Annotated in this window: 24 protein-coding genes, 4 tRNA genes and 1 pseudogene; 10 read left to right on the top strand and 19 right to left on the bottom strand. The window is 68.0% G+C overall.

All coding sequences use genetic code 11. The features are described 5' to 3' along the window. Positions 1 to 166 precede the first annotated feature (166 nt). The 8 genes from HYU53_03920 to HYU53_03955 all read right to left on the bottom strand — a co-directional run bounded on the left by HYU53_03920 (position 167) and on the right by HYU53_03955 (position 11795). Entirely contained in the window at positions 167 to 1450 is a 1284-nt protein-coding gene (locus tag HYU53_03920; protein MBI2220336.1) for an ABC transporter permease, read from the bottom strand. Beyond that, a complete protein-coding gene (locus HYU53_03925; protein ID MBI2220337.1) occupies positions 1447 to 2757 on the bottom strand; it encodes an HlyD family efflux transporter periplasmic adaptor subunit in 1311 nt (436 codons plus the stop codon). Before HYU53_03925 ends, HYU53_03920 begins: the two co-directional genes overlap by 4 nt. Beyond that, a complete protein-coding gene (locus HYU53_03930) occupies positions 2754 to 4013 on the bottom strand; it encodes an efflux RND transporter periplasmic adaptor subunit (GenBank protein ID MBI2220338.1) in 1260 nt (419 codons plus the stop codon). Before HYU53_03930 ends, HYU53_03925 begins: the two co-directional genes overlap by 4 nt. Next, positions 4010 to 5014: an efflux RND transporter periplasmic adaptor subunit gene (locus HYU53_03935; GenBank protein MBI2220339.1), complete on the bottom strand. Its 1005-nt coding sequence runs from the start codon at positions 5012 to 5014 to the stop codon at positions 4010 to 4012. The genes HYU53_03930 and HYU53_03935 overlap by 4 nt, the downstream gene beginning before the upstream one ends. Before the next feature lie 63 nt (positions 5015 to 5077). Beyond that, a complete protein-coding gene (locus HYU53_03940; protein MBI2220340.1) occupies positions 5078 to 6403 on the bottom strand; it encodes a hypothetical protein in 1326 nt (441 codons plus the stop codon). Positions 6404 to 6429: 26 nt separating this feature from the next. After that, positions 6430 to 7779, bottom strand: coding sequence for a hypothetical protein (locus tag HYU53_03945; GenBank protein MBI2220341.1), 1350 nt, complete (start codon positions 7777 to 7779; stop codon positions 6430 to 6432). Between the two features lie 21 nt (positions 7780 to 7800). Continuing rightward, positions 7801 to 10947 (bottom strand): carboxypeptidase regulatory-like domain-containing protein, encoded by a 3147-nt coding sequence (locus HYU53_03950; GenBank protein MBI2220342.1) that lies wholly within the window; start codon positions 10945 to 10947, stop codon positions 7801 to 7803. A 113-nt stretch (positions 10948 to 11060) separates the two neighbouring features. Next, positions 11061 to 11795, bottom strand: coding sequence for a response regulator transcription factor (locus HYU53_03955; protein ID MBI2220343.1), 735 nt, complete (start codon positions 11793 to 11795; stop codon positions 11061 to 11063). Between the two features lie 406 nt (positions 11796 to 12201). On the opposite strand from HYU53_03955, the gene HYU53_03960 reads away from it, so the two are divergent. Both HYU53_03960 and HYU53_03965 read left to right on the top strand, forming a co-directional pair. Further along, positions 12202 to 13098 carry a GGDEF domain-containing protein gene (locus HYU53_03960; GenBank protein MBI2220344.1) on the top strand — a complete coding sequence of 299 codons (897 nt, stop codon included), beginning with the start codon at positions 12202 to 12204 and terminating at the stop codon, positions 13096 to 13098. Positions 13099 to 13189: 91 nt separating this feature from the next. Continuing rightward, positions 13190 to 13264 (top strand) — tRNA-His (locus HYU53_03965). On the opposite strand, the gene HYU53_03970 is transcribed toward HYU53_03965, so the two are convergent. Then, complete coding sequence (locus tag HYU53_03970; GenBank protein MBI2220345.1) at positions 13253 to 13492, bottom strand: response regulator transcription factor; 240 nt, start codon at positions 13490 to 13492, stop codon at positions 13253 to 13255. The two genes, HYU53_03965 and HYU53_03970, sit on opposite strands and share 12 nt — an antisense overlap. 72 nt (positions 13493 to 13564) lie before the next feature. Next, on the bottom strand, positions 13565 to 14434 hold the full coding sequence (locus HYU53_03975) for a Ku protein (GenBank protein MBI2220346.1): 870 nt from the start codon (positions 14432 to 14434) through the stop codon (positions 13565 to 13567). Between the two features lie 23 nt (positions 14435 to 14457). Between HYU53_03975 and ligD the strand changes: the two genes are divergently transcribed. The 4 genes from ligD to HYU53_03995 all read left to right on the top strand — a co-directional run bounded on the left by ligD (position 14458) and on the right by HYU53_03995 (position 19728). After that, a complete protein-coding gene (gene ligD / locus HYU53_03980; GenBank protein MBI2220347.1) occupies positions 14458 to 16503 on the top strand; it encodes a DNA ligase D in 2046 nt (681 codons plus the stop codon). A 101-nt stretch (positions 16504 to 16604) separates the two neighbouring features. Further along, a complete protein-coding gene (locus HYU53_03985) occupies positions 16605 to 17627 on the top strand; it encodes a SpoIIE family protein phosphatase (GenBank protein ID MBI2220348.1) in 1023 nt (340 codons plus the stop codon). A 5-nt stretch (positions 17628 to 17632) separates the two neighbouring features. After that, positions 17633 to 19417, top strand: a complete 1785-nt coding sequence (locus HYU53_03990; GenBank protein ID MBI2220349.1) for a response regulator — start codon at positions 17633 to 17635, stop codon at positions 19415 to 19417. After that, the gene (locus tag HYU53_03995) at positions 19372 to 19728 is read left to right on the top strand and encodes a response regulator (GenBank protein ID MBI2220350.1); all 357 of its coding nucleotides are present in this window, start codon (positions 19372 to 19374) and stop codon (positions 19726 to 19728) included. The genes HYU53_03990 and HYU53_03995 overlap by 46 nt, the downstream gene beginning before the upstream one ends. A gap of 58 nt (positions 19729 to 19786) precedes the next feature. On the opposite strand, the gene HYU53_04000 is transcribed toward HYU53_03995, so the two are convergent. Next, on the bottom strand, positions 19787 to 19948 hold the full coding sequence (locus HYU53_04000) for a hypothetical protein (protein ID MBI2220351.1): 162 nt from the start codon (positions 19946 to 19948) through the stop codon (positions 19787 to 19789). Between the two features lie 125 nt (positions 19949 to 20073). Between HYU53_04000 and HYU53_04005 the strand changes: the two genes are divergently transcribed. Next, complete coding sequence (locus tag HYU53_04005) at positions 20074 to 20382, top strand: hypothetical protein (GenBank protein MBI2220352.1); 309 nt, start codon at positions 20074 to 20076, stop codon at positions 20380 to 20382. Positions 20383 to 20394: 12 nt separating this feature from the next. On the opposite strand, the gene HYU53_04010 is transcribed toward HYU53_04005, so the two are convergent. From HYU53_04010 to HYU53_04025, 4 genes are all read right to left on the bottom strand, one after another. Continuing rightward, positions 20395 to 21642 (bottom strand): TIGR00300 family protein, encoded by a 1248-nt coding sequence (locus HYU53_04010; protein MBI2220353.1) that lies wholly within the window; start codon positions 21640 to 21642, stop codon positions 20395 to 20397. Positions 21643 to 21647: 5 nt separating this feature from the next. Beyond that, the gene (locus HYU53_04015; GenBank protein MBI2220354.1) at positions 21648 to 22937 is read right to left on the bottom strand and encodes a homoserine dehydrogenase; all 1290 of its coding nucleotides are present in this window, start codon (positions 22935 to 22937) and stop codon (positions 21648 to 21650) included. An 89-nt stretch (positions 22938 to 23026) separates the two neighbouring features. Further along, positions 23027 to 23176, bottom strand: a complete 150-nt coding sequence (locus tag HYU53_04020) for a hypothetical protein (GenBank protein ID MBI2220355.1) — start codon at positions 23174 to 23176, stop codon at positions 23027 to 23029. A 7-nt stretch (positions 23177 to 23183) separates the two neighbouring features. Then, positions 23184 to 23405, bottom strand: coding sequence for a hypothetical protein (locus HYU53_04025; protein MBI2220356.1), 222 nt, complete (start codon positions 23403 to 23405; stop codon positions 23184 to 23186). A gap of 477 nt (positions 23406 to 23882) precedes the next feature. Between HYU53_04025 and HYU53_04030 the strand changes: the two are divergent. Then, a pseudogene (locus tag HYU53_04030) lies at positions 23883 to 23960 on the top strand (DUF2335 domain-containing protein). 11 nt (positions 23961 to 23971) lie between these two features. On the opposite strand, the gene HYU53_04035 reads toward HYU53_04030, so the two are convergent. The 4 genes from HYU53_04035 to HYU53_04050 form a co-directional block, all read right to left on the bottom strand. Continuing rightward, positions 23972 to 24048 (bottom strand) — tRNA-Arg (locus tag HYU53_04035). A 23-nt stretch (positions 24049 to 24071) separates the two neighbouring features. Then, positions 24072 to 24148, bottom strand: a tRNA-Arg gene (locus HYU53_04040). 41 nt (positions 24149 to 24189) lie between these two features. Next, the gene (locus tag HYU53_04045) at positions 24190 to 24576 is read right to left on the bottom strand and encodes a response regulator transcription factor (protein MBI2220357.1); all 387 of its coding nucleotides are present in this window, start codon (positions 24574 to 24576) and stop codon (positions 24190 to 24192) included. A 74-nt stretch (positions 24577 to 24650) separates the two neighbouring features. Continuing rightward, the gene (locus tag HYU53_04050) at positions 24651 to 25211 is read right to left on the bottom strand and encodes a hypothetical protein (protein MBI2220358.1); all 561 of its coding nucleotides are present in this window, start codon (positions 25209 to 25211) and stop codon (positions 24651 to 24653) included. A 63-nt stretch (positions 25212 to 25274) separates the two neighbouring features. Here HYU53_04050 and HYU53_04055 point away from each other — a divergent pair. Continuing rightward, a tRNA-Lys gene (locus tag HYU53_04055) sits at positions 25275 to 25350 on the top strand. Between the two features lie 908 nt (positions 25351 to 26258). Beyond that, a complete protein-coding gene (locus HYU53_04060) occupies positions 26259 to 26582 on the top strand; it encodes a DUF433 domain-containing protein (GenBank protein ID MBI2220359.1) in 324 nt (107 codons plus the stop codon). Positions 26583 to 26660: the final 78 nt, after the last annotated feature.

Raw genomic sequence — 26660 nt, forward strand, 5'->3', positions numbered from 1 at the left:
TTGGCCTCGCTCTTCTGTTGCATCCTGGGCGGCCTGCTCCCCGCCCACCAGATGACCGGCGACGCGCGGCTGCTCGCCAAGGCGGAGGACCTGGGCACCCGGCTGCTGCCCGCTTTCGCTCGAAGACCGGAATGCCGTACCGCTACGTCAATCTACGTAACGACGTCTACTCGGAGTGCAGCGCGACGACGGGGTCGAGCTTCGACGCCCGCACGGCGGGATACAGCCCGAACACCAGGCCGATGGAGACCGACACCGCGAAGGCGAGCACGATCGAGGCCAGCGTCACGATCGTGGACCAGCCGGCGAGGTAGCCCACCATCTGCGAAAGGATCACGCCCAGCAGGATGCCCGCGAGGCCGCCCGTCACCGTGATGAGCGAGGTCTCGATCAGGAACTGCCGGACGATGTCGCGGCGGCGCGCGCCGATCGCGCGGCGGACGCCGATCTCACGCGTGCGCTCGAGGACGCTGGCGAGCATGATGTTCATGATCCCGATGCCGCCGACCAGCAGCGAGATCGACGCGATCGCCACCATCACGACCTGGAAGATGCGGCGCGTGCGCTGCTGCTGCGCGAGCAGTTCGGCCGGAACGATGACGCTGAAGTCCCCCGCGCCGCGATGCGACGCATCGAGGAGCCCGCGGACGAGGTCGCCGGCCGCCGCGATGTCCGCCCCGGGCGCGAGCTGCAGGTAGATGCCGTCGATCTCGTCCTTCTGCCAGCTCAGGGCGTCCTCGAGCCGCAGGATCGCGGCCATCAGCGGCACGTAGATGACGTTGTTGCGGTCCTGCGCCGGCAGGCCGGCGACGTCGGTCTGGACGGTGACCTCGGGGCCCGCGACGCCGATCACGCGGAACCACTGCTGGTTGGTCTTCACGTAGCGCCCCAGCGGGTTCTCGGTGCCGAACAACGACGCGGCCGTGCCCTGCCCGAGCACCGCCACCGGGGCGGCGCTCTCGCTCTCGTCCGGTGAGAAGAAGCGGCCGCCGGCGACGCGCAGTCCGCCGATCTCCTGGTACGAAGGCGCGACGCCGTACACGGTGGGCATCTCCCCTTGCGGCTTCGGCAGCACCTTGGTGGGCACGACGCGCTTGCGGCCGCTCGACGTGGAGAGCCGATCCACGCTCGCCTGGATGGTTCGCAGGTCCTGGAAGCTCAGGCCGGCCGAGAGCTTCCGCACGCGCTGCAGCGCCTGGTTGTCCGCCGCTTCGCGCGCTTCGACAATCACGTTGCGGACGCCGAGCTGCTCGATGAACGCGATGACCTCCTGCTGCGCCCCGGCGCCAATCGACAACATGGCGACGACCGCCGCCACGCCGAAGATCATCCCCAGCATCGTCAGCAGCGTGCGGAGCGCGTGCGCACGGAGGTTTTCGAGCCCGAGCCTCAGCTCCGGCATGAAGCCGGCCCGGCGATCGAGCGCCGTCGCGGCGAGGCGACCGGTCATCGCGCCCCTCCCGCGGTGGCGACGGTGGGGCCCGGCGCGCCCGGCGCCGGGCGCGTCTCCGCGTCCGGGTTCACGAGCGCAACGACCGAGCCTTCCGCCAGCCCTTCGATCGCCACGCGGCTCTCGGTGCGGTGCGTGATCCTGACTTCGCGCGGCTCGAAGCGGTCGCCGTTCTTCACGTACACCACCGGCTTGCCGCGCTTCTCGAACAGGGCCTGCCGCGGCACGTGCAGCGCCGCTTTCAGCTCCGTGCCCGCGACCACCACCTGCACCGAGGTGCCGGGCCTGAGCTGCGCGTCCGGACGGTCGAAGCGGAGAATCGCATCGAACTGCCGCGTGGGTCCGGCCCGCTCGAAAAAGCTTCCGCGCGACGCGAGCCCCGCGAGGTTCGCCACCCGCGCGACCAGCCGCCGCCCGGGCAACGCGTCGGCACGCACGGACGCGGGCTGCCCGGCGCTGATGTTGCCGCGCTCCTGCTCGTTCACCTTCGCGCGGATTTCGAGCCGCGACGAATCGAAGACGTCGACCACCGGGCGGCCGGGAAATACCGTGTCCCCCGCGTGATACTCCGGCAGCGTCATCCCGCTGAAGAAGAACCCCCCGCTGGCATCGCGGTTCTCCTTGATGACGACCAGGCCGTCAAGCGGCGCCTCGATCGCGAGGCTGTCGATGGTCTGCCGCGCGCGCTCGGTGGCGAGGCGCGCCTTCGTCCGCTTTTCCTCGACGACGGTCAGGGACGCGCGGTTGGTTTCCGCGCGGGACTTCACGTCCTCCTCGAGCTGGGCGAGCCGGCGCCGCGCCTCATCCAGCGCCAGCACGCGCTTGCGTGCCTCGATCGCGCCAATCAGTTCCTCACCGGCCGCCGCGTCCAGCTCCGCGCGCCTGACGTCGAACCGCGCGGTCAGCAGATCCACCTGGTCCTGCGCCGCGCGGACCTCGTTGTCGGCGCGCATCTTCACGATTTCCTGCTCCGCCCCCTCGAGCTCCGAGCGGCTCTGCTCGAGCTGATATTGCTGCTCGGCGGGATCGAACTCCATGACGATGTCGCCCGCCTTGACGGAGGTTCCCGTGTCCGCGAGCTTCACCAGCCGCAGCGTCCCGCCGACCGGCGGCGCTGTCAGCGTGATCGACCGCGCCGCCCGCACCTCCCCGGTGGCGTGGACGTCCAGCTTGAGGCTGCCGCGGACCACGCGGGTCGTCGGAACCTCGTCGCGCGCGGCCGGCCAGGCGACGGCCGCCACCCCAGCCGCCGCGGCCACGGCAAGGACGCCACCCGCCGCTGCGATCCACGCGCGCCGCCCGGTCACGGCGTCGAGCTCTCCTGCTTCTTCTCCGCGGGCTTCTTCAGCGAGATGCGATCCCCCGGCGACACGCCGGACGCGAGCGCGATCTGATCGCGTCCCCGGCGTGCCACGGTGACGGTCACCGGCTCGAAATCCGATCGCACCTGCCGGAACACGGTGGGACGCCCCGCGACGACAAACACCGCCTCGGCCGGCACGAGCAGCACGTTGGGCAGGCTGCCGACGGCGATGCGCGCCGTCGCGCTCATGCCGGGCTTGACGCGCGGATCGGCGTCGGGCAGCGCGAGCTTCAGATCGAAGTTGCGCGGCGGCGGCCAGCCCGAGGAGAAATCCACGCGCGCCAGCACGGAGATATCCTGCACGCTGGCCGTGAACTCGCTGTCGGGAACCGCATCGATCCGGACCGTCGCCCGCTGCCCTGTTTTCACGCGCCCCCGATCCGACTCATCGAGCCGCGCCGTCAGGTGCAGGGTCGCCGTATCGGGCAGCTCCACGATGTTCGCGCCCGACCAGGCGCGGTCACCCTCCCGGAATTCCTGCTCGCCGCCGAACGGGCCTCCCGCCCGGAAGTTCGGCATGATGCTGACGATGCCGGGCGCGGGAGCGTTCAAGCGCAGCGCCGCCAGCGACCGCTCGGCGCGGTCGAGATCCGCCTGGACCTTCCCGCGCTTGCGCTGCCTGCTGGCCACGTCCGAGCCCGCGGCGGCGCGATCGGCGCGCGCCTTCTCACCGGCTTCTCGGAGCCGCTGCTCGGCGTCGGCGAGCGCGAGCTTCGCCTTCTCGTAATCGAGCCGTGCGATGACATCGCGCTGCGCCACATCCAGCTTCGCGCGGTCCACGTCGTACCGCGCCTTGAGCACCGCGGTGCGGTTCTGCTCGTCCACGATGGCCGCCTGCCCCCGCGCCTGCTCGATCTCCGCCTCCGCCTGCCGCAGCTCCGATCGCTTCTCCTGCACCGTCCGGCTCACCGTCGTCGTATCGAATTCGACGACCAGGTCGCCGGGCTTCACGGGCGTGCCGCTTTTCGCGAGCTTCACGATCTGCAGCTCGCCCGACTGCATCGGCGCCGACAGCACCACGGATGCGCCCGCGCGGATGTCGCCGCGCAGTTCCACGTAGTCCACGAACTCGCCGCGCGTCACCTCCGCCGTCGGCAGGTCCGGCGCCGCGCGTCCCGCGCGGACGAAGACGACCGCGATCGCGCCGGCGGCCATGAGGCCGGCGGCGGTCAGCGACCGCGCGAGTGTCCGCCCGGTCACGGCCGCCGCTCCGGGCTCACGTCAACGGCCGCGGACAGATCCGGCATCAGGCTGGGATGCGAGCGGGAGATCGAGACGATCGCGACAAACGACCGCACCTTCGGCGTCAGCGTGCTGAGCACGGCGAGCGGCGAGAGCTGCTCGACGCGGCCGTCGAACACGAGATCCGGATACGCGTCGAGCTGCACTCGTGCCTGCTGACCGATGCGGACCAGGCCGATGTCCGCCTGGTTGACGCGCGCGCGCACCTGCATGCGGCTGGGATCGACGACGTCCATGATGGGAAGGCCGGCGCGAACCTCCTCTCCTTCCTGGACGTCGCCCATCGTGCCCCCCTTCCAGATCTGTTTCACGACGGCCAGGCCGTCGAAGGGGGCGGCGATCGTCATGCGCCGCGCGTTCTGCTCGGCGTGCGCCATCGCGCGCCGCGCCCGATCGCGGCGGATCTCGAGAATCCGCACCTCGGCCCGTGCGGCGCTGCGCTTGAGGTCGAAGTTCCTCTTCAGCGCGGCAAGCTTCGCGCGGGACTGCTCGAGCGCGAGGGAGTTCTTCTCGGCTTCGATGTTGGGAAGGAGGTCGTTCTTCGCCACATCGAGCGTCGCGCGCGCGACGTCGTTGGCGGCCTGTTCCAGCTCGGTCTCGTCGTGCGATCGGGCGGCATCCTGCTCCGATCGCTTCTTGCGGATCTGCTCTTCGAAATCGAGAAACTCGGCGCGGCGGTCGAGCGCCGTGCGGACCTGGTCCTGCGGGTCGAATTGCACGAGCACGTCGCCGGCGCGGACGCGGCTCCCTGCCGCCGCGAGCTTCGTAATGACGAGGGAGTTAGCGCCCGGGCCGGTCAGCCGCGGGGTGATGATCGTGACGCTCTTGACGGCCTCGACCGTGCCCGCAATCCGCAGGAGGCCCGTGCCGTTCGGCGAACCTGGCGCCGATTGCGCCACGGGCTGCGGGATCGCGGCAATGGCTGCCGAGGCGGCCGCGATGGCGATCAACCGGAGCAATGGGGTTCCCATCAGCGGGCGGACTGAGTATACGACGAGCGAGCGGGCCGAATGGTTGGCGCGTCACCGCGACCCCGTCCCTTTCTCGTGCCGCAACACCCAGAGTCCCCACTGCTTGTCGGTAATGTAGATGTTGCCGCGCCGGTCGACGAGCACATCCTCGACCTGCGTCTCCAGCGCGGAGGTCGGAATGGGGCCAATCCGCCTTGTCGGCGTCGGCGGCACGAACCACGCGACCTCCCGCGGCACGCGCGGCCGGCTGATGTCGTAGATCCGAAGGCCCGCATTGAAGTACGTGAGATACACCAGATCCCCTTGCTCCTCGACATCCGGGAGGTGCTGCTCCTGGTTCAGGTTGTGCGGGCCGAATCGCCCCCCCTTGTCGCAGAAGTCCGTGAACGGCGCGCCCGCGGGCGGCACCGGCAGGGGAAACAGCGCCATCAGGCGCGGCTTCGACGGGTCGGAGATATCGACGACAGACGTGTGGTTCAGCGCTTCGTCGCACTTCTCGTTGCCCGCCTCCGAATTGGCAATCAGGACGGGCTTGCCGGGCACGGTCATCACACCGTGCACGCTCGTGCTGCCTCCCGGCTTGAACGGAGGCACGAACGGCAGCTCGCCAACGAGCCTCGGCTTCGAGACATCCGAGATGTCGAGGATCACGACAGACGGCCCGTAGCCCAGATACGCGGTGTTCCCCTCGACGTACGCGGGGCCGTGGAACGACGCCGGCTTCGTGGGCGTCTCGCCACCGGCGACGTGCTGCCCCGGCATCCACCAGCGACCGGCTTCCTTCGGGTTCTTCGGGTCGCTGATGTCGAGAATCACGTAGATCTGTCCCTGGTAGCCCGGCATGCCGGCGGCCAGGTGGGCGTACTTACCGCCCGCATACCAGTTTCGATGCGTCCCGGTTCCACCAGTCTTCCAGTGCGACACCTGTCGCGGATTGATCGGGTCGCTGATGTCCCAGAACACCACTCCTTCGTCGAACGGTTTCTGCGGATCCCCGCCCCATCCCGTCTGCGCGCGCTGGAGCGCCGTGACCATGATGTTGTCGTGCAGCTCCATCTGGATGGTCCACGTGTTCTCCTGCGGCCACGGAACGAACTTGGCCAGCTTCGGCGCGGCCGGATCCGTCACGTCGACGATGCTCCAGCCGCGGTGCCAGAGATGCCCCATATACAGGTACCAGCGTCCCTTGACTTCGCGGATCGCGAGCTTGAACGCGCCACCCCGCCCGTCCAGGTCGCTGTATCCGATCGCCGTCATCCGCTCCGCCGTCCACCCCTGCGGGATCTGCTGGGCGCCCACGCGCCGCGCGGCCGGCGCGATCGTGCAGACGGCCAGCCCCAGGGCGAGCGCCGTTGCCGCGAGCCTCCTGCTTCTCATGCATGCCTCCTGCGGCTGGCGGTCGATCACTGCCCCGCGGCAGCGCTGTTGGCGGTTGCGGGTTTCCTGCCGGTGTAGCGGAGGATCCAGAGCCCCTGGTTCTTGTTGGTGATGTAAATGTAGCCGCGCCGGTCGACCAGCACGTCCTCGGTCTGGACGACAAGCTTCTCCTTCGGCACAGGCCCGTACCGCTTCACGGGATCGGGCGGGACGAAGTAGCCCACCTCTTTCGGGAGCCGCGCATCGCTGATGTCGAACACGCGCAGGCCGGCGTTGAAGTAGGTCGCGTACATCAGGTTGCCCTGCTTTTCGACGTCCGGGTGGTGCTGGTGCTGGTTGATGTTGTGCGGCCCGAAGCGTCCTCCCTTGTCGCAGAAATTCTTGTACGGCGCGCCGGGCGGGGGCACCGGTATCGGCATGGTCGACATGAGGCGCGGGCTGCCCGGGTTGGAGATGTCGATGAGCGAGGCCTGCGGAAGCGGCTCGTTGCAGCCTTCGCCGATCGCTTCCCCGTTCACCCACACCAGGTTGCGCCCCTTCATCGGCATGATGCTGTGCACGCCGATGCTGCTGTTGAACGGCGGCGTGAAGTCGAGCGCGCCAATGAGCTTCGGCTGTTTGATGTCGCTGATGTCGACGATCCGCATGCCGGCGGCGCCGTAGTCGAGATACGCCGTGTTGCCGTCCACCATCGGGGGTCCGTGGATCGAGATGCCCGCCTCGGGCGGCTTCTCACCGCCCGCGACGTGCTGGCCCGGCACCCACCAGCGGCCGGCCTCCACCGGGTTGGCCGGATCCTGGATGTCGACGATCACGTAGATCTGCCCTTCGTAGCCGGGCATCGCCGCCGCCGTGTGCACGTAGCGGCCGCCGAAGTACCCGTTGCGATGCGTGCCGCGCCCGCCGGTCTTCCACTGCCCGAGCCTTTTCGGGTTCACCGGGTCGCTGATGTCCCAGATGAGGAATCCCTCGTCGAAGGGCTTGTCCGGATCCGTGCCCCAGCCGGCGCCCCCCTGCTGGAGCGCGGTGACCATCGTGCTGCCGTGGACCTCCATCTGGATGGTCCACGTGTTGTCGGGGCCCGGGACGAACTTGACGACCTTGGGCGTTGCCGGGGTGGTCACGTCCATGATCGTCCAGCCGCGATCCCACAGGTGACCCATGTAGAGATACCAGCGGCCGCCGACCTCCCGAATCGACATCTTGAAGCCGGGCCGGCCGTCAATTTCGCTGTAGCCGACCGCCTCGACGTTCGACGCCGCGAAGTTCTTCGGCACGGGGTCGGCCGATACGACCGCGGCCGGCCACGAGACCGCGATTGCAGCAGAAGCAGCGAGCGCGCGCCGGCCGAGCGCGCGCATGAGACCTACGGTCATGAGGAACTCCTCTCCCCTGTTTCAGAACGCGAGCTTCACGCCGAACTGCGCCTGCCGCGACGGCGTGATGGTGCGGGTGATCACGCCGGCGGACGCCACCCGCTGTCCCGGCGCACGGAAGATCGTGCGGCCGGTCGGGACCGAAAAGTTCGCGCGGTTGAACACGTTGAAGATCTCGGCGCGCAGCTCGAGGCGCCGGGACCTTCCCATCTCGAAGAACTTCGAGAACGACCAGTCGCTCGTGAACAGCCCGGGACCGGTGAGCACGCGCGACCCGACGTTGCCGAGCGTGCCCGGGGGCGCCGCGACGAAGCACTCGGGATTGAACCACTGCTCGGGGCGGCCGTTGATGGCGTTGTCGGCGTCGCATCCAGGCGCCCAGCTCGGCCGGTCCGGTCCCGCGCCCAGCTCCCCCTGCCGCGAGTTGTGGTAGCCGAGCGACAGCTCGAACGGGACGCCGCTCCGCAGCGACGTGATGGTGTTCCACTCCCATCCGCCGAACACGGACCCGAGGACGCCGGGCAGGTCACGGCCGGGCAGCTGCCACGTGGTCGTGATGTTCATCGAGTGGCGGTTGTTGAAGGAGCATGGGCCGCGGCTGGACGATCGGTCGCCCGAGTACTGCAGCGACGCGCCGCCGTTCAGCGAGCCGCCGCCGAACTCGTTCGACGCATCGTCGGTGCAGCTCGAGAGCGTGTAGTTCGCCCGCATCGCAAGGCCCCTGGTGGACCGGCGATCGAGCGTCACCTGCATCGAGTTGTACGAGGAGGTCGCGTCGAAGGAGAGGATAGAGATCGAGCGGAAGTTCGGATTCGGCCGCTGACCGCCGGTGGCCGGCCAGAAGAGCGACCCGTCGCCAAGCACCTGCGGCTGGAAGAGGTTCTGGTTGCCGGTGCGCCCCAGGTAACGGCTCTGGGAGCCCACGTACGCCACCATGATCGCGGTGCTCCAGCCAAGCTCCCGCTGCAGCGTGAGATCGTACGAGTACTTCGTCGGCGCCTTCGCGTCGTACTGCACGGCGCCGAAATCCGGCAGCGACTTGGCGGGATCGACCGCGAGCGCGTTCGGGAACGGCGGGTTCGGGATCGTGATGCCGATCGAGAACGGCCCGTTCGAAGGCCCCTGCAGGAAGTAGTACCAGGTGTTGATCTGGTCGTAGAAGATGCCGGCGCCGCCGCGCAGGCTGGTCGTGCCGTCGCCGAACATATCCCAGTTCAGGCCCAGGCGCGGCGCGAAGAGCGCGCGCGGCTGCTTGAAGTACGGCTTGCCGACGGTCGGCGCCGGGTCGAGCAGCCCGCCGCGCAGGTTCGAGATCTTTCCCTCCTGCTCGTCCGGGCCGAACATCATCTCGTACCGGACGCCGACGTTCATCGTCAGGTTGGACCGCGCGCGCAGGTTGTCCTCGAGGTACACGCCGAAGAGCTGATTGCGCCAGTTGCGGCGGATGGCATCCACGTCGGGGCCGCGGAAGCTGAACGTGTTGGGGCGCCCCTGGAGGAAGCTCTGGAGCGTCAGGAACGTGTACTGGCCGCGGGCGGCCGGATTGGCGACCACGGTGTCGTCCCACGTCCGCTTGTACACGGCGCCGAACTGGAACGAGTGCGCGCCCCGCGTGTACGTGAAGTCGGTGTTGAGGCTCATCATCTGGTAGTCGAACCAGCGCGGCGAGATCGTGGTGCCGGTGAGCCCTTCGCCGAGTCCCTTGAGCCCGGTAATCGACACCTGCCCGAATTGCCCCACCTCGGTGGGGGCAAAGAAGGGCTCGGGGACGAAGTACAGCGAGCGGTCGATCGGAACCGTCGTGTCCGTGCGGTGGAAATACCAGGTCTTGTTGTAGCCGAACCGCGTCGTATTCAGGAACGTGGAACCGAACGTGTGCACGTTCTGCACGCTGACGATGTGGCGGTCGTAGGTCCGCGCCTCGGCGAAGGTCGGATTCTCGCTCGGCGTGAACTCCTCGGACCAGTCGCCTGTGTATACGCCGTATAACTGGTTGTGCTCGCCCATGTGCTGATCGAGGCGCAGCGTGAAGAAATCCTCCTCGATGTTCTGCTCCGGATTGCTGAAGAACTCCGCCGTTCCGTCCCCGAACGTCCGTCCGTTCGGAACGGGCATCAGCGCCATGTACGGAGCCACGACCGGGTTCACACCGACGAACAGTTCGCGGCCGGGGTTCGCGCGATCCGGCAGGTACCCAAGACGCGCCCTGGCATCGGGGACGATGGCCAGGTGCGAGAGGCCGAGCTCCTGGCGGAAGCCCTCGTAGTTCGAGAAGAAGAACGTCTTGCCCCGGAAGATCGGCCCTCCCGTCGACGCGCCGAACTGGTTGCGGTTGAACGGCGGGTTGGTCCCCCGATCGAAATAGTTCTTCGTGTCGAAGGTGTCGTTGCGGTGGAACTCGTAGAGCGTGCCGCGGAAGCTGTTCGTGCCCGACTTGGTCACCGTGTTCATCACGCCGCCGGCCTTCTCGCCGTACGCGGCGCTGTACTGGCCGACCAGCAGCTTGAACTCCTCGACCGCCTCGACGCCCATCACGATCCCGGCGGCGCTCACCGGCGAGGTGGTGAAGGTGAACGTCATGTCGACGCCGTTCAGCAGGAAGCGGTTGTGCTCCGGCCGCGTGCCGCTGACCACCATCTGCGTGCCGAAATTGTGGTAGTTGTTCTGCTGCACTCCGGGCTGCAGCACCGCGAGCTGCTGGATGTCGCGCGCGTTGAGGGGCAGCGAGCGGATCATGCGCTCGTCGACCAGCGCGGAGACCTCCGTGCTCGACGTCTCCACCATCGGGGCGCCCCCCGACACCACGACGGTCTCCTTCAACTCACTGAGGCCCATCGTGAAGTTCATGACGACTTCGCTGCCCACCGCGAGCCGCAGGTTCTCGCGCACCTGCGACCCGAAGCCTTCGAGCGAGGCGGTGACCGAGTACGTCCCGGTCGGCAGTTGCGCCTCGCGGTAGCGGCCTGAGGAGTCGGCGAGGGCCGTACGCGTCAGGCCGGTTTCGGTGTTCTTGATGACAATGGTGGCTCCTGGCAGGATGCCGCCGGTGGTGTCCGTGACGGTGCCGAGAATCGTCGCCGTCGTGACCTGCCCCGAAGCGGAGGCGGCGCCTGCCAGCCACATGAGCGTCAGCGCCGTGGCGCGGATCGCACGCGACGTCTTCTTCACTGTCCCCTCCCGTTTGCAATTCGACGGACGCGGACGCCCGCGTTTCCTGCGGGGGCCGCCCGGCGCGAGGATTCTAGGGGAAACTACTCCAGCAGGTGCGTCCTTTCGTGTCATCAATTGTCAAAGGATTGTCTCCGCCTCACGCCGGCGCCGGCGCGCGGGACCGCCAGCCGGTACCCCGTGCCATAAACCGTCAGGAAGAACTCCGGGTGCGCCGGATCGACCTCGAGCCTTGTCCGAAGCTTCATCACGTAGTTGTCCACGGTGCGCGTCGGGGGACAGTGGCGATAACCCCAGACGTCGCTGAGGATCTCCTCGCGCGTCATCAGTTCGCCCCGCCGCGCGACGAAGTAGGCCAGCAACCGGAACTCCCGGGATGACAGCTCCAGGCGCCGGCCGTTCCGCTTCACGGCGTGCCTGCGGAGATCGACCGACACATCGCCGAAGTGAAACACCTCGGACGGGTCACCGCTCTGCTCGTGCCGCCTGCGAAGCTGGACGCGGACCCTGGCGAGCATCTCGCCGACGGAAAACGGCTTGCCGATGTAGTCGTCTGCGCCGAGGTCGAGCCCGGTGATCCGGTCAACGTCCGCGTGGCGGGCGGTCAACATGATGATGGGAGACGTGAAGCCACGGGCGCGGAACTGCCTGCAGACGTCGTACCCCGTCATCTTCGGCAGCATGACATCCAGCAGCACGACGTCGGGACGCTCGCGGAGTCCCAGCTCGAGTCCTTCCTCGCCCGTGACGGCCGTGAGCACGCGGTAGTTCTCGAACTCCAGGTTGTCGCGCAGGATCACACGCATGTCGGATTCGTCGTCGATCACCAGGATGCGAGCGGAGTTCATGAACCACCCTTTGTTGCGGCAGTTCCGGCGTGGCGGTGAGGTGAGGCGGTGGAGCGAAGCGGCGCAGTAGACGGATCGCGAGACAAGGCGGACGCGGGCGTCACGCACTCGGCGCTGGCCAACAGCGGGCGGTGGAGAGCATCCGCACGAGCCATCTGCAGCTTGAGGTTCCGGTCAGCGGCGGAGGCAACTCTACCGCCGGGGACCGCGTGCGCGTCAAGAGTTCTTTCTGTCCTAGCGGGGCGGCCCAACCGCAGGGGACGCGGGGTCCCCTGCGTCCCGTGGGGGTTGTCGTGACCTCTGCAGTTCAGGCCGCGGGCGGCCGCGGTGGCATCGAGCTTGTAAATGGCACTCGCGCCCGATGTCCGCCCACATCCCTCGCACAACGACGGAATTGAAAGATTGGGTGCAGCGGCACCTCGCGCTCGGCCCTGCGGCCGAAGCGGAGTTGCTCGCCGTGGTCGATGCCGTTGTCGCCCAGCAACGGCAGCTGCTGGAGCAATCAAAGGCAGAGGCCATCCGCGCGCTCTCGGAAGGGTTCGCGCAGAAGCTCGCGGACCTGCAGCGCGAACTGAGCGAGAAGGAATCCACCGTCAATACCATCGCCCGGTACTTCGAGGAGGTCGTTGCGGATCTCAGCGATCGATCCCACCGCGATCCGAAGACGAAGCTGCTCAACTTCGACTGGTTCATGGAGCGCCTGGAGAGCTTCCTCGGCGCCGAGCAGCGCGCGCGCTGGTGCGCGATTGGCGTGGTCGACATCACGAGCTTCAAGGCCTACAACGACACGCTTGGGCACGCGGTGGGCGACCGCATCATCGAGCGGGTGGCGAAGATCCTCGGCGAGCAGATTCGATCCGAGGACCTGCTGGCGCTGGAGCGGCCGGTCGCGCGCGACCTGCACGCGCGCTTCGGCGGCGACGAGTACTGCTTCATGATCCCCGACCTGCCCGGCCACAGCGAGGCGGAGCACATCGCGGCGCGCTTCAAGAACGCCGTGGAGGGGTTCGACTGGACGCGCGAGGACCGGCGTCTCGCCGACCGCCCGGTGAGGGTGGACGTGGGGGTCGTCGTGCTCCGGCTGGGGGCCGTGGACGAGCGCCGCGGCGTCGCCCGCAAGCTCGCGGCGGATCTGATCCACTGGGCGGACCAGTTGATGTATTCCGCCAAGGGGCAGCGCGCCTCGCATATCTACATGATTTGCACGCGGGTCGTGGATGGCGAGCTGCTAGAGGTCCCCGACCAGGAGGCGGTGCGCCTCCACTCAGGCGCCGGCGCGGGTTTCCCCGCGTACGAGGACTAGTGCTACACTTATTATTTGTGCTCGCAGCGGCACGTGGCACGTGGCACGTCGCACGTCGCACGTCGCACGTGGCACGTCGCACGTCTTTGTGGTGAGTGTAGCTCAGGGGTAGAGCGCCGGACTGTGGCTCCGGATGTCGCGGGTTCAAATCCCGTCACTCACCCCATTCCCCTGCCGCGACCCGTTGCCGCATCGGTGGTGCGGCGACTCCCCTCTTCATCGCCAGCAGCACCAGCTCGAGCCGGCTTCGGGTTCCGGTTTTCGCGAAGATCCTCGTGAGCTGGTTCTTGACCGTCTGTTCGCGGGTGCCAAAGCGGCGGGCGATGTCCTTGTTGCGGCTGCCTTGAACGAGCAGAGCGACGATCTGCTGTTCCCTCTCCGTGAGATCTGTCATGCGTGGCCTCGCCGGCAATTTCGGCGAGGACCAACGTCACACGCAAGCGTCAAGGCGCGCCATTCAACGCCATCAGCCCCGCGCCCGCTTTCTTGCGCCGTTCTTCACTGTTCGCGTTCGTACCGTGGGCGCTTCCAGGCCCGCCTGCGCGGTCCTCTTCTTATTGGCGCTCACGCGGTCCAGGCTCTGACGAAGCGCGTCCATCAGGTTCACGACCTTCGGCGGGGCCTCCTCGGCCGTGGCCACCACGTCCTCCCCCGCGACTTTGGCCTCGATGATCCGCCGCAGCTCCGCCTGGTATTCGTCCTTGTACTCGCGCAGATCGAGCTTCGACTCGAACGTGCCGATCACCTGCCGGGCGAGCTTGATCTCTTCCGGCTTCACCTTCGCGGGCACGGAGCCCAGCTCGTCGATCGCATCCATGCTGCGCACTTCATCCGCCGTCCGCAGCGTATACATCACGAGCCCTTTGTCCTTCGGCTGCACCGCGACGAGGTATTCGCGGCCGTAGAGGGCGAGCTTGCCGATCCCGGCCTTCCCTTTCATGCCCTCGCGGACCACGGCGAACGCCTCGGCGGCCATCGGGCCATCCGGCGCCAGGTAGTACGGCCGCTCGACATAAACCGGATCGATCTCTTCGGCGGTCGCAAACTGCAGCAGGTTGATGACGCGCGTGGATTCCGGCCGCGCCTTGGCGATGTCCTCCTCGTCCATCGTGACGTAGCGCCCCTTCTCGAACTCGTAGCCCTTCACGATGTCCGACATCGGCACCTCGGCATCGCATGCCGGGCACCAGCGCTTCTGCTGGATCCGGTTCCCGCACGCGCGATGGAGCTGGTTGAAGGAGATCGTCGCCTTCGAGTCCGTCGCGGGAAACACGCGGACGGGGATGTTGACGAGGCTGATCTTGATGAAGCCTTTCCAGGTTGGTCTCGCGGCCATGGTCCCACTATTATCGGACGGCCATGCCGCGCGCGACACCCGCTGCACGAAAATGCACGCCGGCTGCGTACGCCCCGATGCTGGCGACGCTCGCCGACGGCCCGCTGCAGGGCGACGGCTGGGTTTACGAGCCGAAGTACGACGGCATCCGAGCCATTGCCGAGCTGGATCCGCGGGGATCGGTGCGGCTCTGGTCGCGCCTCGGCAACGAAAAAACTACTCAATTCCCCGATATCGCTACAGCGCTCGCCCGTGTCGCGCGCGCGTTCGGGAAGCCGGTCGTGCTGGACGGCGAGATCGTCGCGCTCGACGCGCGGGGGAATCCCGCGGGCTTTCAGAAGCTGCAGGGGCGGATCCACCTCATCGGCTCGACCGACATCGCCGGCGCCAGCGGCGCCGCGCCCACGGCGTTCATCGCGTTCGACATCCTGCGCGACGGCGCCACCGATCTGCGCCCCCTGCCCCTTGGCGAGCGGCGCGCGAAGCTCGAGGCACGGATGATGCGACTCCGCGACGCTCGCGTGCGCATCAGCGAGCAGGCCGTTGGCGACGGCCGCGCGCTGTACGAGCGCGCGAGTAAAGAAGGATGGGAGGGACTGATCGCGAAAGACGTCCGATCGCCGTACCAGAGCGGCCGCCGCAGCCCGGCCTGGCGCAAGCTCAAACTGGTCAAGCGCCAGGAGTTTGTCGTGGGCGGCTGGACCGAGCCGCGCCGGACGCGAACGCACTTCGGCGCGCTGCTGCTTGGCGTGTACGACGATGCCGGCGCGCTCCAGTACGTCGGGCACATGGGCACGGGGTTCGATCAGAAGGAGCTGGCGCGCGTCCATGCGCTGCTGAAGGCGCGCGAGACGCGCGAGTCGCCGTTCGCGGCGCGCGTGAAAACGAACGAGCCGGCGCACTGGGTGCGCCCGGACCTGGTCGCGGAGGTGAAGTTCAGCGAGTGGACGTCGGAGGGAAAGCTGCGGCACCCGGTGTACCTGGGGTTGAGGGATGACAAGCGGGCGGAGGGGGTGGGGAGAGAGGGTTCGAGGGGTTCGAAGGGTTCGAGGGGTTCGAAGGGTTCGAAGGGTTCGAAGGGTTCGAGTTCGATCGTCGTGAACCTCTCGAACCTCTTGCTGGCACTTGAATCCTCCCGCGAGGACGGCACCGTCGAACTCCCGAACGGCGACCGCGTGGGTGTCACGAACCTGTCGAAAGTCTTCTGGCCGCAGGGGACGATCACCAAGGGGGAGCTGCTGCGCTACTACGTCGAGGTCTCGCCGTACCTGCTCCCCGCCGTGCAGGATCGCCCGCTCGTGATGAAACGGTTTCCGAACGGCATCGAGGGGCAGGCGTTCTATCAGCAGCAGCAGCGCCGCGAGCAGCCGCCGGCCGGCGTGCGAATCGAGGCATTGCCCGACGAGGTCGATCCGATCGGCGAGGCGGGCGCGCGGCGCTTCGTCGGCGGATCGCTCACGACGCTCCTGTACATGACGCAGATTGCCGCGATCTCGCAGGACCCGTGGTTCTCGCGCGTGCAGTCGCCGCTCGACGCCGATTACGCGGCCATCGATCTCGATCCGGCGGATGACGCGACGTTCGCGCGCGTCCTCGACGTGGCGCGCTGGGTGCGCGACGAGTTGCAGCGGGTCGGGATCCCCGGCTATCCGAAGACGTCGGGCGCGAGCGGCCTGCACATCTACATCCCGCTGCCGCCGCACACGTCGTACGAATCCGGCCAGCTGCTCTGCCAGATCGTCGCCACAATGGTCGCGACGCGGCACCCGAAGGCCGCCACCGTCGAGCGCGCCGTCCGCGCGCGGCCGCGCGGGACCGTCTACGTCGATTACCTGCAGAACATCCTCGGCAAGACACTCGCGACCGCCTACAGCGCGCGCGCGAGCACCTTCGCCGGCGTCTCGACCCCGCTCGAATGGCGGGAGGTTGACGCCGGCGTCGACCCGCGCGACTTCACCGTGCGCACCGCGCCCGCCAGATTCAGGGAGAAGGGAGACCTGTGGGCAGGACTCCGCACGGGGAAGCCCGCCGATCTCCACGCGGTGCTGAAGAAGTACGGCGGCCAGTGAATCCCGTCCGCCGAGAGAAGGTGGTCGACGGCGGAGACGAGCCGCGTCGGCGTCAACGGGCTGCGGCAAGGGCAAACCGTGCCGCGGCGACAGCCTAATCTATGATAGCGTTTTCCATCGGTGTCTCGGATCCGAGCGGCGTCGCCGAAGCGCGCCGGCTCGTACGGATGGTGGCCCACGACAGCGGCCTGTCGGAGACCGACGCCGGGCGCGCGGCGATCGTCGCCACCGAAGCGGCCACCAACCTGGTGAAGCACGCGCCCGGCGGCGAGCTGATTGTCCGCGCGGGGGGGACGCCGCAGTTGCCCGTGCTCGACCTGCTGGCGGTCGATCGGGGACGCGGCATGGCGAACCTGGCCGAGTGCCTTCGCGACGGCTACACGACCGCCGGCACGGCGGGGAACGGGTTGGGGGCGATCGTGCGGCAGTCGAGCGAGTTCGACGCGTACTCGCGCCCCGGGCGCGGCACGGTGATCCTCTCGCGCATCGCCGCGACCAACGCGGTCCTCGATCCCCCGGATCGCCTGCAGGTGGCCGGGCTGTCGCTGCGCAAGAAGGGGCAGCACGCCTGCGGCGACAACTGGACGTGGGCGGCCGGCGGCGGCGCGACGACGATCCTCGTGGCCGACGGCCTGGGGCACGGCGAGACCGCCGCGGATGCCGCCAACGAAGCGGTGACGGTGTTCCAGCAGTCGCCGCTCGACTCGCCTGTCGAGGTGCTCGATCGCGTCCATCGCGCGCTGCTGAAGACGCGCGGGGCGGCGGCGATCGCGCGGATCGACCACGGCCGCGGCACGCTCACCTACGCGGGGGTCGGGAACATCGCCGCGACCATCGAGACCGACGCGTCGCCGAGGCACCCGGTCTCCCGGCACGGGACCCTGGGCCATCAGGTCCGCCGTTTGCAGGATTTCGCCTACCCGTGGAGCCCTACTGACGTGCTGGTCATGCACAGCGACGGCGCGAGCGCCCACTGGTCGCTCGCCGCGTACCCCGGCCTGAGGGGGCGGCACCCGCTCGTGATTGCGGCCGTGCTGCTGCGCGACCTCGGCCGCGACGACGCGACGGTCGTCGTGGCCCGCGCGGCACCGGGCCATGCCGGCGGGGACGGGATCGCTCCGTGAGCCCGATGGCCCTCCCGATCATGTCGCTGAGGATTCAGCACGAGCCGGACGTCGTGCTGGCGCGGCAGCGCGCGCGGGAGATCGCGGAACTCGTCGGGTTCGACGCGCAGGACCAGACGCGAATCGCCACGGCCGTGTCCGAGATCGCCCGCAACGCGCTCGCGTACGGCGGCGGCGGGCGCGTCGAGTTCGCGATCGACCGCGAGCGCCGCCCGCAGATGCTCACCGTCGTCGTGTCCGACGCCGGTCCCGGGATCGAGCGCGCGGAAGACATCCTGCAGGGGCGGTGCGTGTCCTCCACCGGCATGGGGCTGGGCATCATCGGCTCGCGCCGCCTCATGGACCAGTTCCGGGTCGACTCCGGGCGCGGCACGGGCACGACGATCTCGATGTCCAAGCTGCTGCCGGCGCGGGGCAACGCGCTGAAGGCGGCCGACGTCCGGAAGATCGCGGATGCGCTCGCCCACGCGTCGCCGCGCACGGCGTACAACGAGCTGCAGCAGCAGAACCAGGAACTGGTCCGCGCGCTCGAAGAACTGCGCCGGCGCCAGGAGGAGCTGTCGCGCCTCAACGCGGAGCTGGAAGACACGAACCGCGGGGTGGTCGCGCTGTACGCGGAGCTCGACGAGCGCGCGGACTCGCTGCGGCGGGCCGACGAGATGAAATCGCGGTTCCTGTCGAACATGAGCCACGAGTTCAGGACGCCGCTCAACTCGATGCGCGCGCTCACGCAGATCCTCCTCGACCGCACGGACGGCGACCTGACGGGGGAGCAGCAGATCCAGGTGTCGCTCATCCAGCGCGCGGCCGAGGATCTGTCGGAGCTGGTCGACGACCTGCTCGATGTTGATGCCCGACGCGTCGGGGTTCGAGGTGCTGCAGCAGCTCGCCGACGACCCCGCGACGCAGCACATTCCCGTCGTGATCCACACGTCGATGGTGGATGCCCCCGCGCGCGAGGGCCTCGGGGAGCGCGTGGTGCAGATCGTCACGAAAAACCAGGCATCGGCCGACGGCGCGTCCGCGCTGCGCGACGCCGTGACGCGCGCCACGCAGCTCGTCGGAATGTAAGCCCGTCCCAGAATGCACAATGCAATCGTCCTGAACGTCGACGATTACCTTCCCGCACGCTACGCGCGGAGCCGCGTGCTGCGCGACGCGGGGTTCACGGTCCTCGAGGCCGCGAGCGGCAGCGAGGCGCTGCGCTCGTCCGCGACCACCGCCGCGACCTCATCCTTCTCGATCAGCACCTGCCGGACATGCTCGGCATCGAGGTGTGCCGGCGCATCAAGGAAGACCCCGGCACCGAGGCGATCCCCGTGCTGCAGGTGTCAGCCACGTCGCACGCGCTCGAGACGAAGGTGCAGGCGATGAACATGGGGGCCGACACTTACCTGGCCGAGCCGCTGGCGCCCGCCGAGCTGGTCGCGCACGTCAAGGCGGCGCTGCGCTGGCGGCGCGCGGAGGAGGGGCTCCGCGCATCCAACGCGCGCATGGCCGCGCTCTACGAGGAGGCGCAGCGCGCGCGGCGAACGCGAAGGGGCTCGGCGGGCTCGGGCTGGGTCTCGCGATCACGCGACACCTCGTGGACGCCCACGGCGGGCGCATCGCCGCGGCGAGCCCCGGCCTCGGGCTCGGGTCCACCTTCGCCGTCGATCTTCCCGCGGCGAGCCAAGACGTCGTCTCCTCCGCCGTGCAGCAGGAACAGACCGCGATCGGCGATGACGATCGGCCGCTCGAGGGCGTGCGGCTGCTCCTCGTCGAAGACGATGCGGACTCGCGCGAGATGATGACGCTGCTGCTGGAGCAATGTGGAGCGGACGTCACGCCGGCCGTGAACGCGGCGGTGGCGCTCAAGAAGCTCGACGAGATGGAGCACGACGCGGTCGTGGCCGACGTGGGGCTGCCGCAGATGGACGGTTACACGTTGATGACGAAGATCAGGGAGAAGGGGCTCGCCACGCCGGCAGTGGCGCTGACCGGCTACGCGTCGCCCGAGGATCGGCAGCAGGCGCTCGAGGCGGGCTTCGACGACCATCTGGGCAAGCCGGTCTCGCCCGAGACGCTGGTACAGGTGCTGGGAGGCGTGATTCGCCGGTGAACGGAAAGACCGGGCGGCCGCCCCGTCGCGGCGGGCCCGGCGATCGAACGCGACGATCCTAGCGATTGCTCTCGTTCAGATCCTCTTCGTCCTTCTCGAGGTCTTCGGTGTCTTCGAACTCGTCCGCATCCCCCTCCGACGCGCGGCCCGTGACGTTCTCGTCGCTGTCGCTTCGTTCCTCGCGGTCCTGTCCCATGCTCCGGTTGCGCGGATCAGCCATCGAGGCCTCCTTGTCATCGGACGAGCAGCAACGCGGATGCCACCCTGCGATAGGATGGATCCGTGGGCAAGAAGGAGCAGCACGCCTCGGCCGGACAGGCGGCCGCGGCGTTTGGCGTCGGACAGCTGAAGCGGCACCTTTTCCTCTGTACGGGTCCCGACTGCGTGGACGAAGAAGGGGGCGAAGCCGCGTGGACGTACGTCAAGAAAAGGATGAAGGAGCTCAACATCGCCGGGGCGAGCGGCCCGTGCTACCGCACGCGCTGCCGGTGCCTTCGGATCTGCACCGAGGGGCCGATCGCCGTCGTCTACCCCGAGGGCGCGTGGTACCGCCACGTGACGCCGGAAAATGCGGAGCGCATCATCCAGGAACACCTGATCGGCGGGCGTATCGTTGAAGAACTCTGCTTTGCGAGGAACCCGCTCGAAACCTGACAGCGGCCGGGGTCAGTCCCGCAGCCCCCTCGCAAGCCGGTGCAGGAAGAGCCCCACGTCCGTCACGATTCCGATGGTCTGCGAGGAGCCGCGGTCGGCCAGCTTGGTCACGACCGCCGGGTTGATATCCACGCAGACCATCTTCACCCAGGACGGCAGCATGTTTCCCACGCCGATGCCGTGGAGCATCGTCGACAGGGCGAGCACCATCCTGGCGTTCTCGAGCGCCGCGGCGTAGCAATCCTGCGCGGCGCGCACATCCATGATCGTGTCGGGGAGCGGCCCGTCGTCGCGAATGCTGCCCGCGAGGACGTAGTCAACGCCGTGGCGGATGCATTCGTACATCACGCCGGACCTGAGCACGCCCTGCTCCACCGCTTCCCGCAGGCCTCCGGCGCGGCAGATCGCGTTGATGGCGCGCATGTGGTTGCGGTGGCCCCCTTCGATCGCCTTGCCGGTCTCGAAATCGACGCCGAGCGAGGTGCCAAAGAGGGCCTGCTCCACGTCGTGCACCGCGAGCGCGTTGCCGGTCAGCAGCGCGTCGACGTACCCCGAGCGGATCAGCTCCCGGAAGTGCGGCGAGCCGCCCGTGTGGACGACCACCGGGCCGGCGACGACGACGATCCGCCCGCCGGCAGCCTTGATCTCGCGCATCATCGATGCGATGCGCGACACGCCGACCTCGACGCGGCGCTCCGATGAGATCTCGTTGGTCATGAAGGCGAACCCGTGGCGATCGCGCTCCTGGAATTCCGGGATCACCCGGACGCCGGCCACGCCGCAGACCACGCGGTCCCCTTTCTTCACGTCGCGCAGCTTCCGGCACGCCGCGCGCTCCTGCTCGACCACGATCACGGCGTCCATGCGCTGGCGATCGACCGGGATCCACTGTCCATCGTGGCGGATGAACGTCCGGTGGTTGGTCGTCGAGTAGAAATCGTCCGGCACGCAGCCGTCGCGATCCGCGGGCCTGACCACCGCGTCGTACTGGTCGGCAAGACGGCAGCCGAGCGCCACCAGCTCCTCGAGCATCTCGGCCAGCGCCTCGCCGCTCGGCGCCGACACCCGCATCGAGATGAACGACGGCTCTTCGTTGGAGCGGCCGATCGTGAACTTGAGCACGTCGAACGCGCCGTCGCGCTTGACCACCGTGTCGAACACGACGTTCAGGATCTGCGAGTCGATGAGGTGCCCCTCGGCCTCGACCACCTCGGAAAAGCCGTGGGACGCGGAACCGCCGGAAGATGCAGCAGGCTTCATGGGCGTCAGGAAAACATGGGCAGCGCGAGCGGCGGCTGCACATGGTAGTCCCCCTGCGCCACCTCGGCAAGAGCGCGGTCGAGCACCGACTCGGAGCATTCCTCGAGCGTGGTGACAAACGGCAGGCGATCCTTCGGGAACCTGGGGAGCTGCAGCACGCCGTCGATGTTGATGCCGTGCCGCGCGTACGCGGCGGCCACCGAGGCCAGGATGCCCGGCTTGTCGTTGACGATGAAGCGGACGTAATGCGGGGCGACGAAGTCGCCGCTCACGTCGTGAAACGGTGCGGGGGCCGGCGTCGCGGAGGCGCCGGATGCCGGCGCGACGAGCGCGCGGCGGACCGAGAGCACGTCGGACACGACGGCCACCGCCGTCGGCGATCCGCCGGCGCCGGAGCCGGAGAACGAGGTTTCGCCGCCGAAGACGCCGCGCACGGTGACGAGGTTCTGGCTCCCTTCGTTCCGCCCGAAGCTGGAGGCGAGCGGCACCAGCGCGGGGCGCACGGCGGCGAACACCGCGCCGTTCTCCTCGGCCGACGCGCGCGCGATCTGGCGGATCGTGCACCCGAGCCCGCGCGCGTATTCGAAGTCCACCGGCTCGATCGGCCTGATGGATCGTGTGGCCACGTCGGTGACGCGCACCGGCCGCCGCAGGCCGACGGCGGCGATGATCGCCAGCTTGGCCGCCGCGTCCGCGCCGTCGACATCCTCGGTCGGGTCCGTCTCGGCATACCCTGCGCGCTGCGCCTCGGCGAGCGCGTCGGCAAATGAAATCGGCCCGCTCTGCATCCGGCTCAGGATGTAGTTGCACGTGCCGTTCAGGATGCCGCGGACCTCCACCAGGCGGTCGCCGGCGAGCCCTTCCTGCAGCGCGCGCAGCACGGGGATGCCGCCGGCAACCGAGGCCTCGAAGCGCACTTCGAGCCCGCGCGAGCGGGCCAGGTCGAGCAGCTCGACGCCGCGATGCGCCATCAATTGTTTATTGGCGGTGACCACCGACTTGCCCGCCATGATGGCGCCGCGCACCCAGTCGTAGGCCGGGCTCAGCCCGCCGACGACTTCAATGACGATGTCGGCATCAGACGTCAGGACGTCGTCGGGCGACTCGGTCCAACGGACGGACGAGGGGACCCAGTCGGCGCGTTTGCGCGCGACGTTCCGGTTGAAGATATGCGTGAGCCGCACGCCCGGCACTTCACCGCTGCAGAGGATCCGCGCGACCGCCTGTCCGACGGTCCCGAAACCGAGCAGCGCGACGCGTGTGCAGTGTCCAGAGGATTCCCGGTTTGAAGTCACGTTGAGCGCACTCCCGTCGATCAAAAAAAAAGGGCCATCACCTTCGTGTCGGTGATGGCCCCTGCTGAATCTCTCCTGAACCGCTTCGGCTACATCACCCCTGCACCGCGACCCGGGGTCGGGCCCAGGCCGATGGTGGTCGTGGCGGGGATCGTCATCGCCGGAACCGGCGCCGAAACGAACGACACCACGCGGCGGATGGCACCTGCACGCGCGGGGCTGTTCGAAGCGGTCGTCATGGAAGCTCTAGCGGACCACGGCGGCCGCGGCGCTGTCAACGCTGAGGGATGACATAGGGAGCAGGTCGAGCGTCGGTGAGTCCGCCCGCAGGACCAGGAGCGGGTCGACGCGTGTGGCGGCGCGCGCGGGTACCAGCACCGCAACCAGCGCGGCGACGCCAATCAGCAGAACTGCCGTGAGGATGACCCGCGGCCCTGCCGATGTCCAGTGGATCCCCTCATCCTCCATGACTTTACCGGCAGGGTGCCACGTTTCAGTGCCCCGCGCCCGTCGACCTGTCGGGTGTTCTCGGGAGTTCTGCTCGGTTTGACTCATTGGGACTTCCGGACAACAATCACCTCGTGGGATCAGAGTTTCTTTTTGCACGGCCGTCGGTATTGTCGGGCGTCGCTCGGACGCTGGACCTTGGGGCTACATTCGATTCCTATAACGAGAGTCCCAATGAAGTGATGGCCGATGCGCGTGCGCTCTACGCCGATTGGCGTACTGTCGGCGCCACTCTAGTGGTGGCTGCAGACGTCGTTGCGGGCGAGCCGGAAGTCCCGCAGCAAGTGTCCGAGCTTGTCGAGACGGAATAGACAACGGCGTCTAGGCCAAAACCCCAACCCACCGACGGATTCGCCGGTTCACCAGCCACCCCAGCAGCGACAGATTTCGATCACCGCCGCGAGCGCTCGGTTCACAGGACCGTTGCCCCCGCCGGCGATGCTGGCGCAGTACAACGAAGTGTTTCCGGGTTGTGCGGAACGAATCGTCGCGATGGCGGAGTCGCAAGCAGAGCACTTCGAAGAAAGTGGCGCGCCCGACAGGATTCGAACCTGTGGCCTTCGGCTCCGGAGGCCGACGCTCTATCCAGCTGAGCTACGGGCGCGTTCTCAAATTCTCATTTCGCTTTGGCGCGCCCGGAGGGATTTGAACCCCCGACCTACGGGTTCGAAGCCCGGCGCTCTATCCATCTGAGCTACGGGCGCACAATCCAGAAGCATAGCAGATCCGCCCCTGGATCTCGATGCTAGGCCGATTGCTGCCGCTGCTTGATTTCTTCGAGCCGGAGCAACCGCGACACGAGCGTGTCGGGGGAGCAGGGAATCAGCGCGACATCGTCGAAAGAGGCGAGCACTTCTTGGAGCGTCGCCACCGGAAGATGGATTGAAAACAGCCCGATGAGCACGGTGGCTGGCCTCCCCTGCCGCAGCAGCGCGCCGATCGCCGCCGGGTCGTTGCGCGGCAGGAAATGGACGATGATGGCGGCGGGCGGAATGGTGTCGATGAGCGCGAGGGCTGCCGCGACGTCCGGTGCGCACGCCACCGCGAAGCCGGCGGCTTCGAGCGCAAGCGCGTACAGCTCCGCCGTGTCCTGATGGTTCGAGACGAGCACCACGGATCGGTTGCCTGCCACGGGTCTTCCAGGTTGTCGAGGAGAGCCATGACTGTAGGCCACGCGCCCCTGCCAGTCAAATCCGGTGGAGTTTCTTAATGATTTGTGGGGGTGGCTGCGCCCGTTCCGGCGCCCGCCTCCCCCGCGCGCGTGCCCTCGACGGAGAACGTCTTCGCCCCGGCAGGCTTGTTGTCGAGGAACACGTCGAGGCGGTAGCGGCCGCCGGCGAGTTCCTGCGGCTTCGACAGACGGAGGGCGACGAGGTCGCCGCGCGACGGCGACACGATGCGGGTGTCGTCCTGCACCATCTGTCCTCGCTCGTCGCTCCACATGGCGCGCACGAGCCCGCTGTTCGCGGCGCCGCTCACGCGGATGGACGCGTAGATCGTGTCGCCGTGCTGGAACGAGTCCGCCTCGTCCTGGATCGTCCTGTCGTCGCCGATCGACCTGCCGATCTTGACCTCGTCAAGCGCGATGGTGATCAGGCCGCGGGCGGCGGCCGCGCCGTGTTTCATGCCTTCGTCGGCCAGGTCGATCTCGTTGGGGCTGGGCCCCGGCGGCGCGCACGCGGCGAGGGCGAGCGGAAGGGCGAGCGTGAGCGGATGAACGACGAGGGCACGGGCGAGCGCGGCCGTGCCGCGACGGCGAGCGGGCATTCAGATCTCCTCCACCCCTATGATATATTTAGTTGTTGCCCGCCCGGGCACGCACCCCACCGTGGGCCGCTAGCTCAATTGGCAGAGCAGCAGACTCTTAATCTGCGGGTTGTAGGTTCGATTCCTACGCGGCTCACCAAACTTTCCTCAGCACTCTCACCCGGCGCCAAGTAGTTGAAAAGTGGCGCCGTTGCGGCGGTTCGATTGAATCGATTTCCGTCGTACGCGATTCCTTCCGGTAGAAACAACTGTTGGAGGCGCTGTTTCTGATTCAGCGAGGCCTGTACCCACAGGTCCGCGGCACGTGGCAAAACGCGTTCTCCGAACGCGAGGATGCCCTCTACATCGAGTTCGTCCATCGCCTCGGTGTGATTGGTCGATCTTGGCGAACGTCAGCTCCTCGCGCAGCTTGTCGCGCTGCCGGCTGTAGCTGGTGAGGTCGATCGACTCCGAGCACACGAACGCTTCATCCAGCTTGTCCATCTTCTGCTGGATCGCACTCACCCGCCGCTGCTGTTCCGTCGTCCGGTCCTTCGCTTCAGTCCGACGCTGTTCCCACACGAAGAGCAGCCAGGACGTGAGCGACCTCGCAGGACGGGCCTGGGAACACCTCCGCGTTCCAGACCCGGGGTCAGGCGGCAGGGCACTTGCCGCGTTTGGGAGGGGGGTCGGGCTCACGCCCCCGCCGCATTGTGGCGCTCGATCCCGGACGACGACCGCAGGCTCGGGCGGCAGAAACCGCCGCCCGTCGTCGGCGCCTGCAAGCATTGCCGGCATCGAAGGCTAGGAACGCCCCTGGTGCGGCGGAGAGTTGGTATCTTCGCAACTCGGCCACTCATGCCGATCCGCCGAAAGGGGGAACACTCCGTACAACCCCGCGTTCCCCTCTGCGTTCCCCCTTCTCAACCCCTCTCCGAAGCGGCGACCAGGGTGAGTCCCGCAGGTCCGTCTGCGAAAGGAACGTGCGAGTTCAGCATTCCATCCGGACAGTGGACGGCTCGAGACAGAAAGGTTGACAGCCCCTTGAAGTCCCCCTACGCTGGCCTCATGGAACTGCACGTTCCGTCCGAGCGGGTTCCGATTCAGATGGATGCTGATGCCGTCATCCGCGTCGGTGGCACCCGGGTAACCCTCGACACCGTGGTAGCCGCGTTCGACGCCGGCGCGACTGCGGAGGAGGTCGTCCAGCAGTACCCCTCGGTCAACTTGGCGGATGTGTACTACGTCATCGCCTACTACCTGCGTCACCAGTCGGAGGTCAGGGCGTACCTCGTACAACAGCAGCGAGAAGCTGCGCAGGTCCGCGAGGAGAACGGGCGGCGCTTCGACCCAACCGGCGTGCGCGATCATCTCCTGGCCCGCCGGCGGTAGGCGCAGGCTTCCGTGTTTGAAATCGTTGGCGATATCACGAACATCCAGGTCATCGCCACAGGACGCGGCATCAGGCGA

The sequence above is a fragment of the Acidobacteriota bacterium genome (assembly GCA_016184105.1).
Classification (GTDB): Bacteria; Acidobacteriota; Vicinamibacteria; order Vicinamibacterales; family 2-12-FULL-66-21; genus JACPDI01.

What these genes read in the sequence shown, in the direction of transcription:
- HYU53_04000 (MBI2220351.1), bottom strand. Translation starts at nt 19,948, where the DNA reads ATGGCTGATCCGCGCAACCGGAGCATGGGACAGGACCGCGAGGAACGA.
- HYU53_03940 (MBI2220340.1), bottom strand. Translation starts at nt 6,403, where the DNA reads ATGAGAAGCAGGAGGCTCGCGGCAACGGCGCTCGCCCTGGGGCTGGCC.
- HYU53_03970 (MBI2220345.1), bottom strand. Translation starts at nt 13,492, where the DNA reads ATGACAGATCTCACGGAGAGGGAACAGCAGATCGTCGCTCTGCTCGTT.
- HYU53_04020 (MBI2220355.1), bottom strand. Translation starts at nt 23,176, where the DNA reads ATGACGACCGCTTCGAACAGCCCCGCGCGTGCAGGTGCCATCCGCCGC.
- HYU53_04025 (MBI2220356.1), bottom strand. Translation starts at nt 23,405, where the DNA reads ATGGAGGATGAGGGGATCCACTGGACATCGGCAGGGCCGCGGGTCATC.
- HYU53_04050 (MBI2220358.1), bottom strand. Translation starts at nt 25,211, where the DNA reads ATGCCCGCTCGCCGTCGCGGCACGGCCGCGCTCGCCCGTGCCCTCGTC.
- HYU53_03920 (MBI2220336.1), bottom strand. Translation starts at nt 1,450, where the DNA reads ATGACCGGTCGCCTCGCCGCGACGGCGCTCGATCGCCGGGCCGGCTTC.
- HYU53_04060 (MBI2220359.1), top strand. Translation starts at nt 26,259, where the DNA reads ATGGAACTGCACGTTCCGTCCGAGCGGGTTCCGATTCAGATGGATGCT.
- HYU53_03955 (MBI2220343.1), bottom strand. Translation starts at nt 11,795, where the DNA reads ATGAACTCCGCTCGCATCCTGGTGATCGACGACGAATCCGACATGCGT.
- HYU53_03990 (MBI2220349.1), top strand. Translation starts at nt 17,633, where the DNA reads ATGGCCCTCCCGATCATGTCGCTGAGGATTCAGCACGAGCCGGACGTC.
- HYU53_03945 (MBI2220341.1), bottom strand. Translation starts at nt 7,779, where the DNA reads ATGACCGTAGGTCTCATGCGCGCGCTCGGCCGGCGCGCGCTCGCTGCT.
- HYU53_04010 (MBI2220353.1), bottom strand. Translation starts at nt 21,642, where the DNA reads ATGAAGCCTGCTGCATCTTCCGGCGGTTCCGCGTCCCACGGCTTTTCC.
- HYU53_03975 (MBI2220346.1), bottom strand. Translation starts at nt 14,434, where the DNA reads ATGGCCGCGAGACCAACCTGGAAAGGCTTCATCAAGATCAGCCTCGTC.
- HYU53_03985 (MBI2220348.1), top strand. Translation starts at nt 16,605, where the DNA reads ATGATAGCGTTTTCCATCGGTGTCTCGGATCCGAGCGGCGTCGCCGAA.
- ligD (MBI2220347.1), top strand. Translation starts at nt 14,458, where the DNA reads ATGCCGCGCGCGACACCCGCTGCACGAAAATGCACGCCGGCTGCGTAC.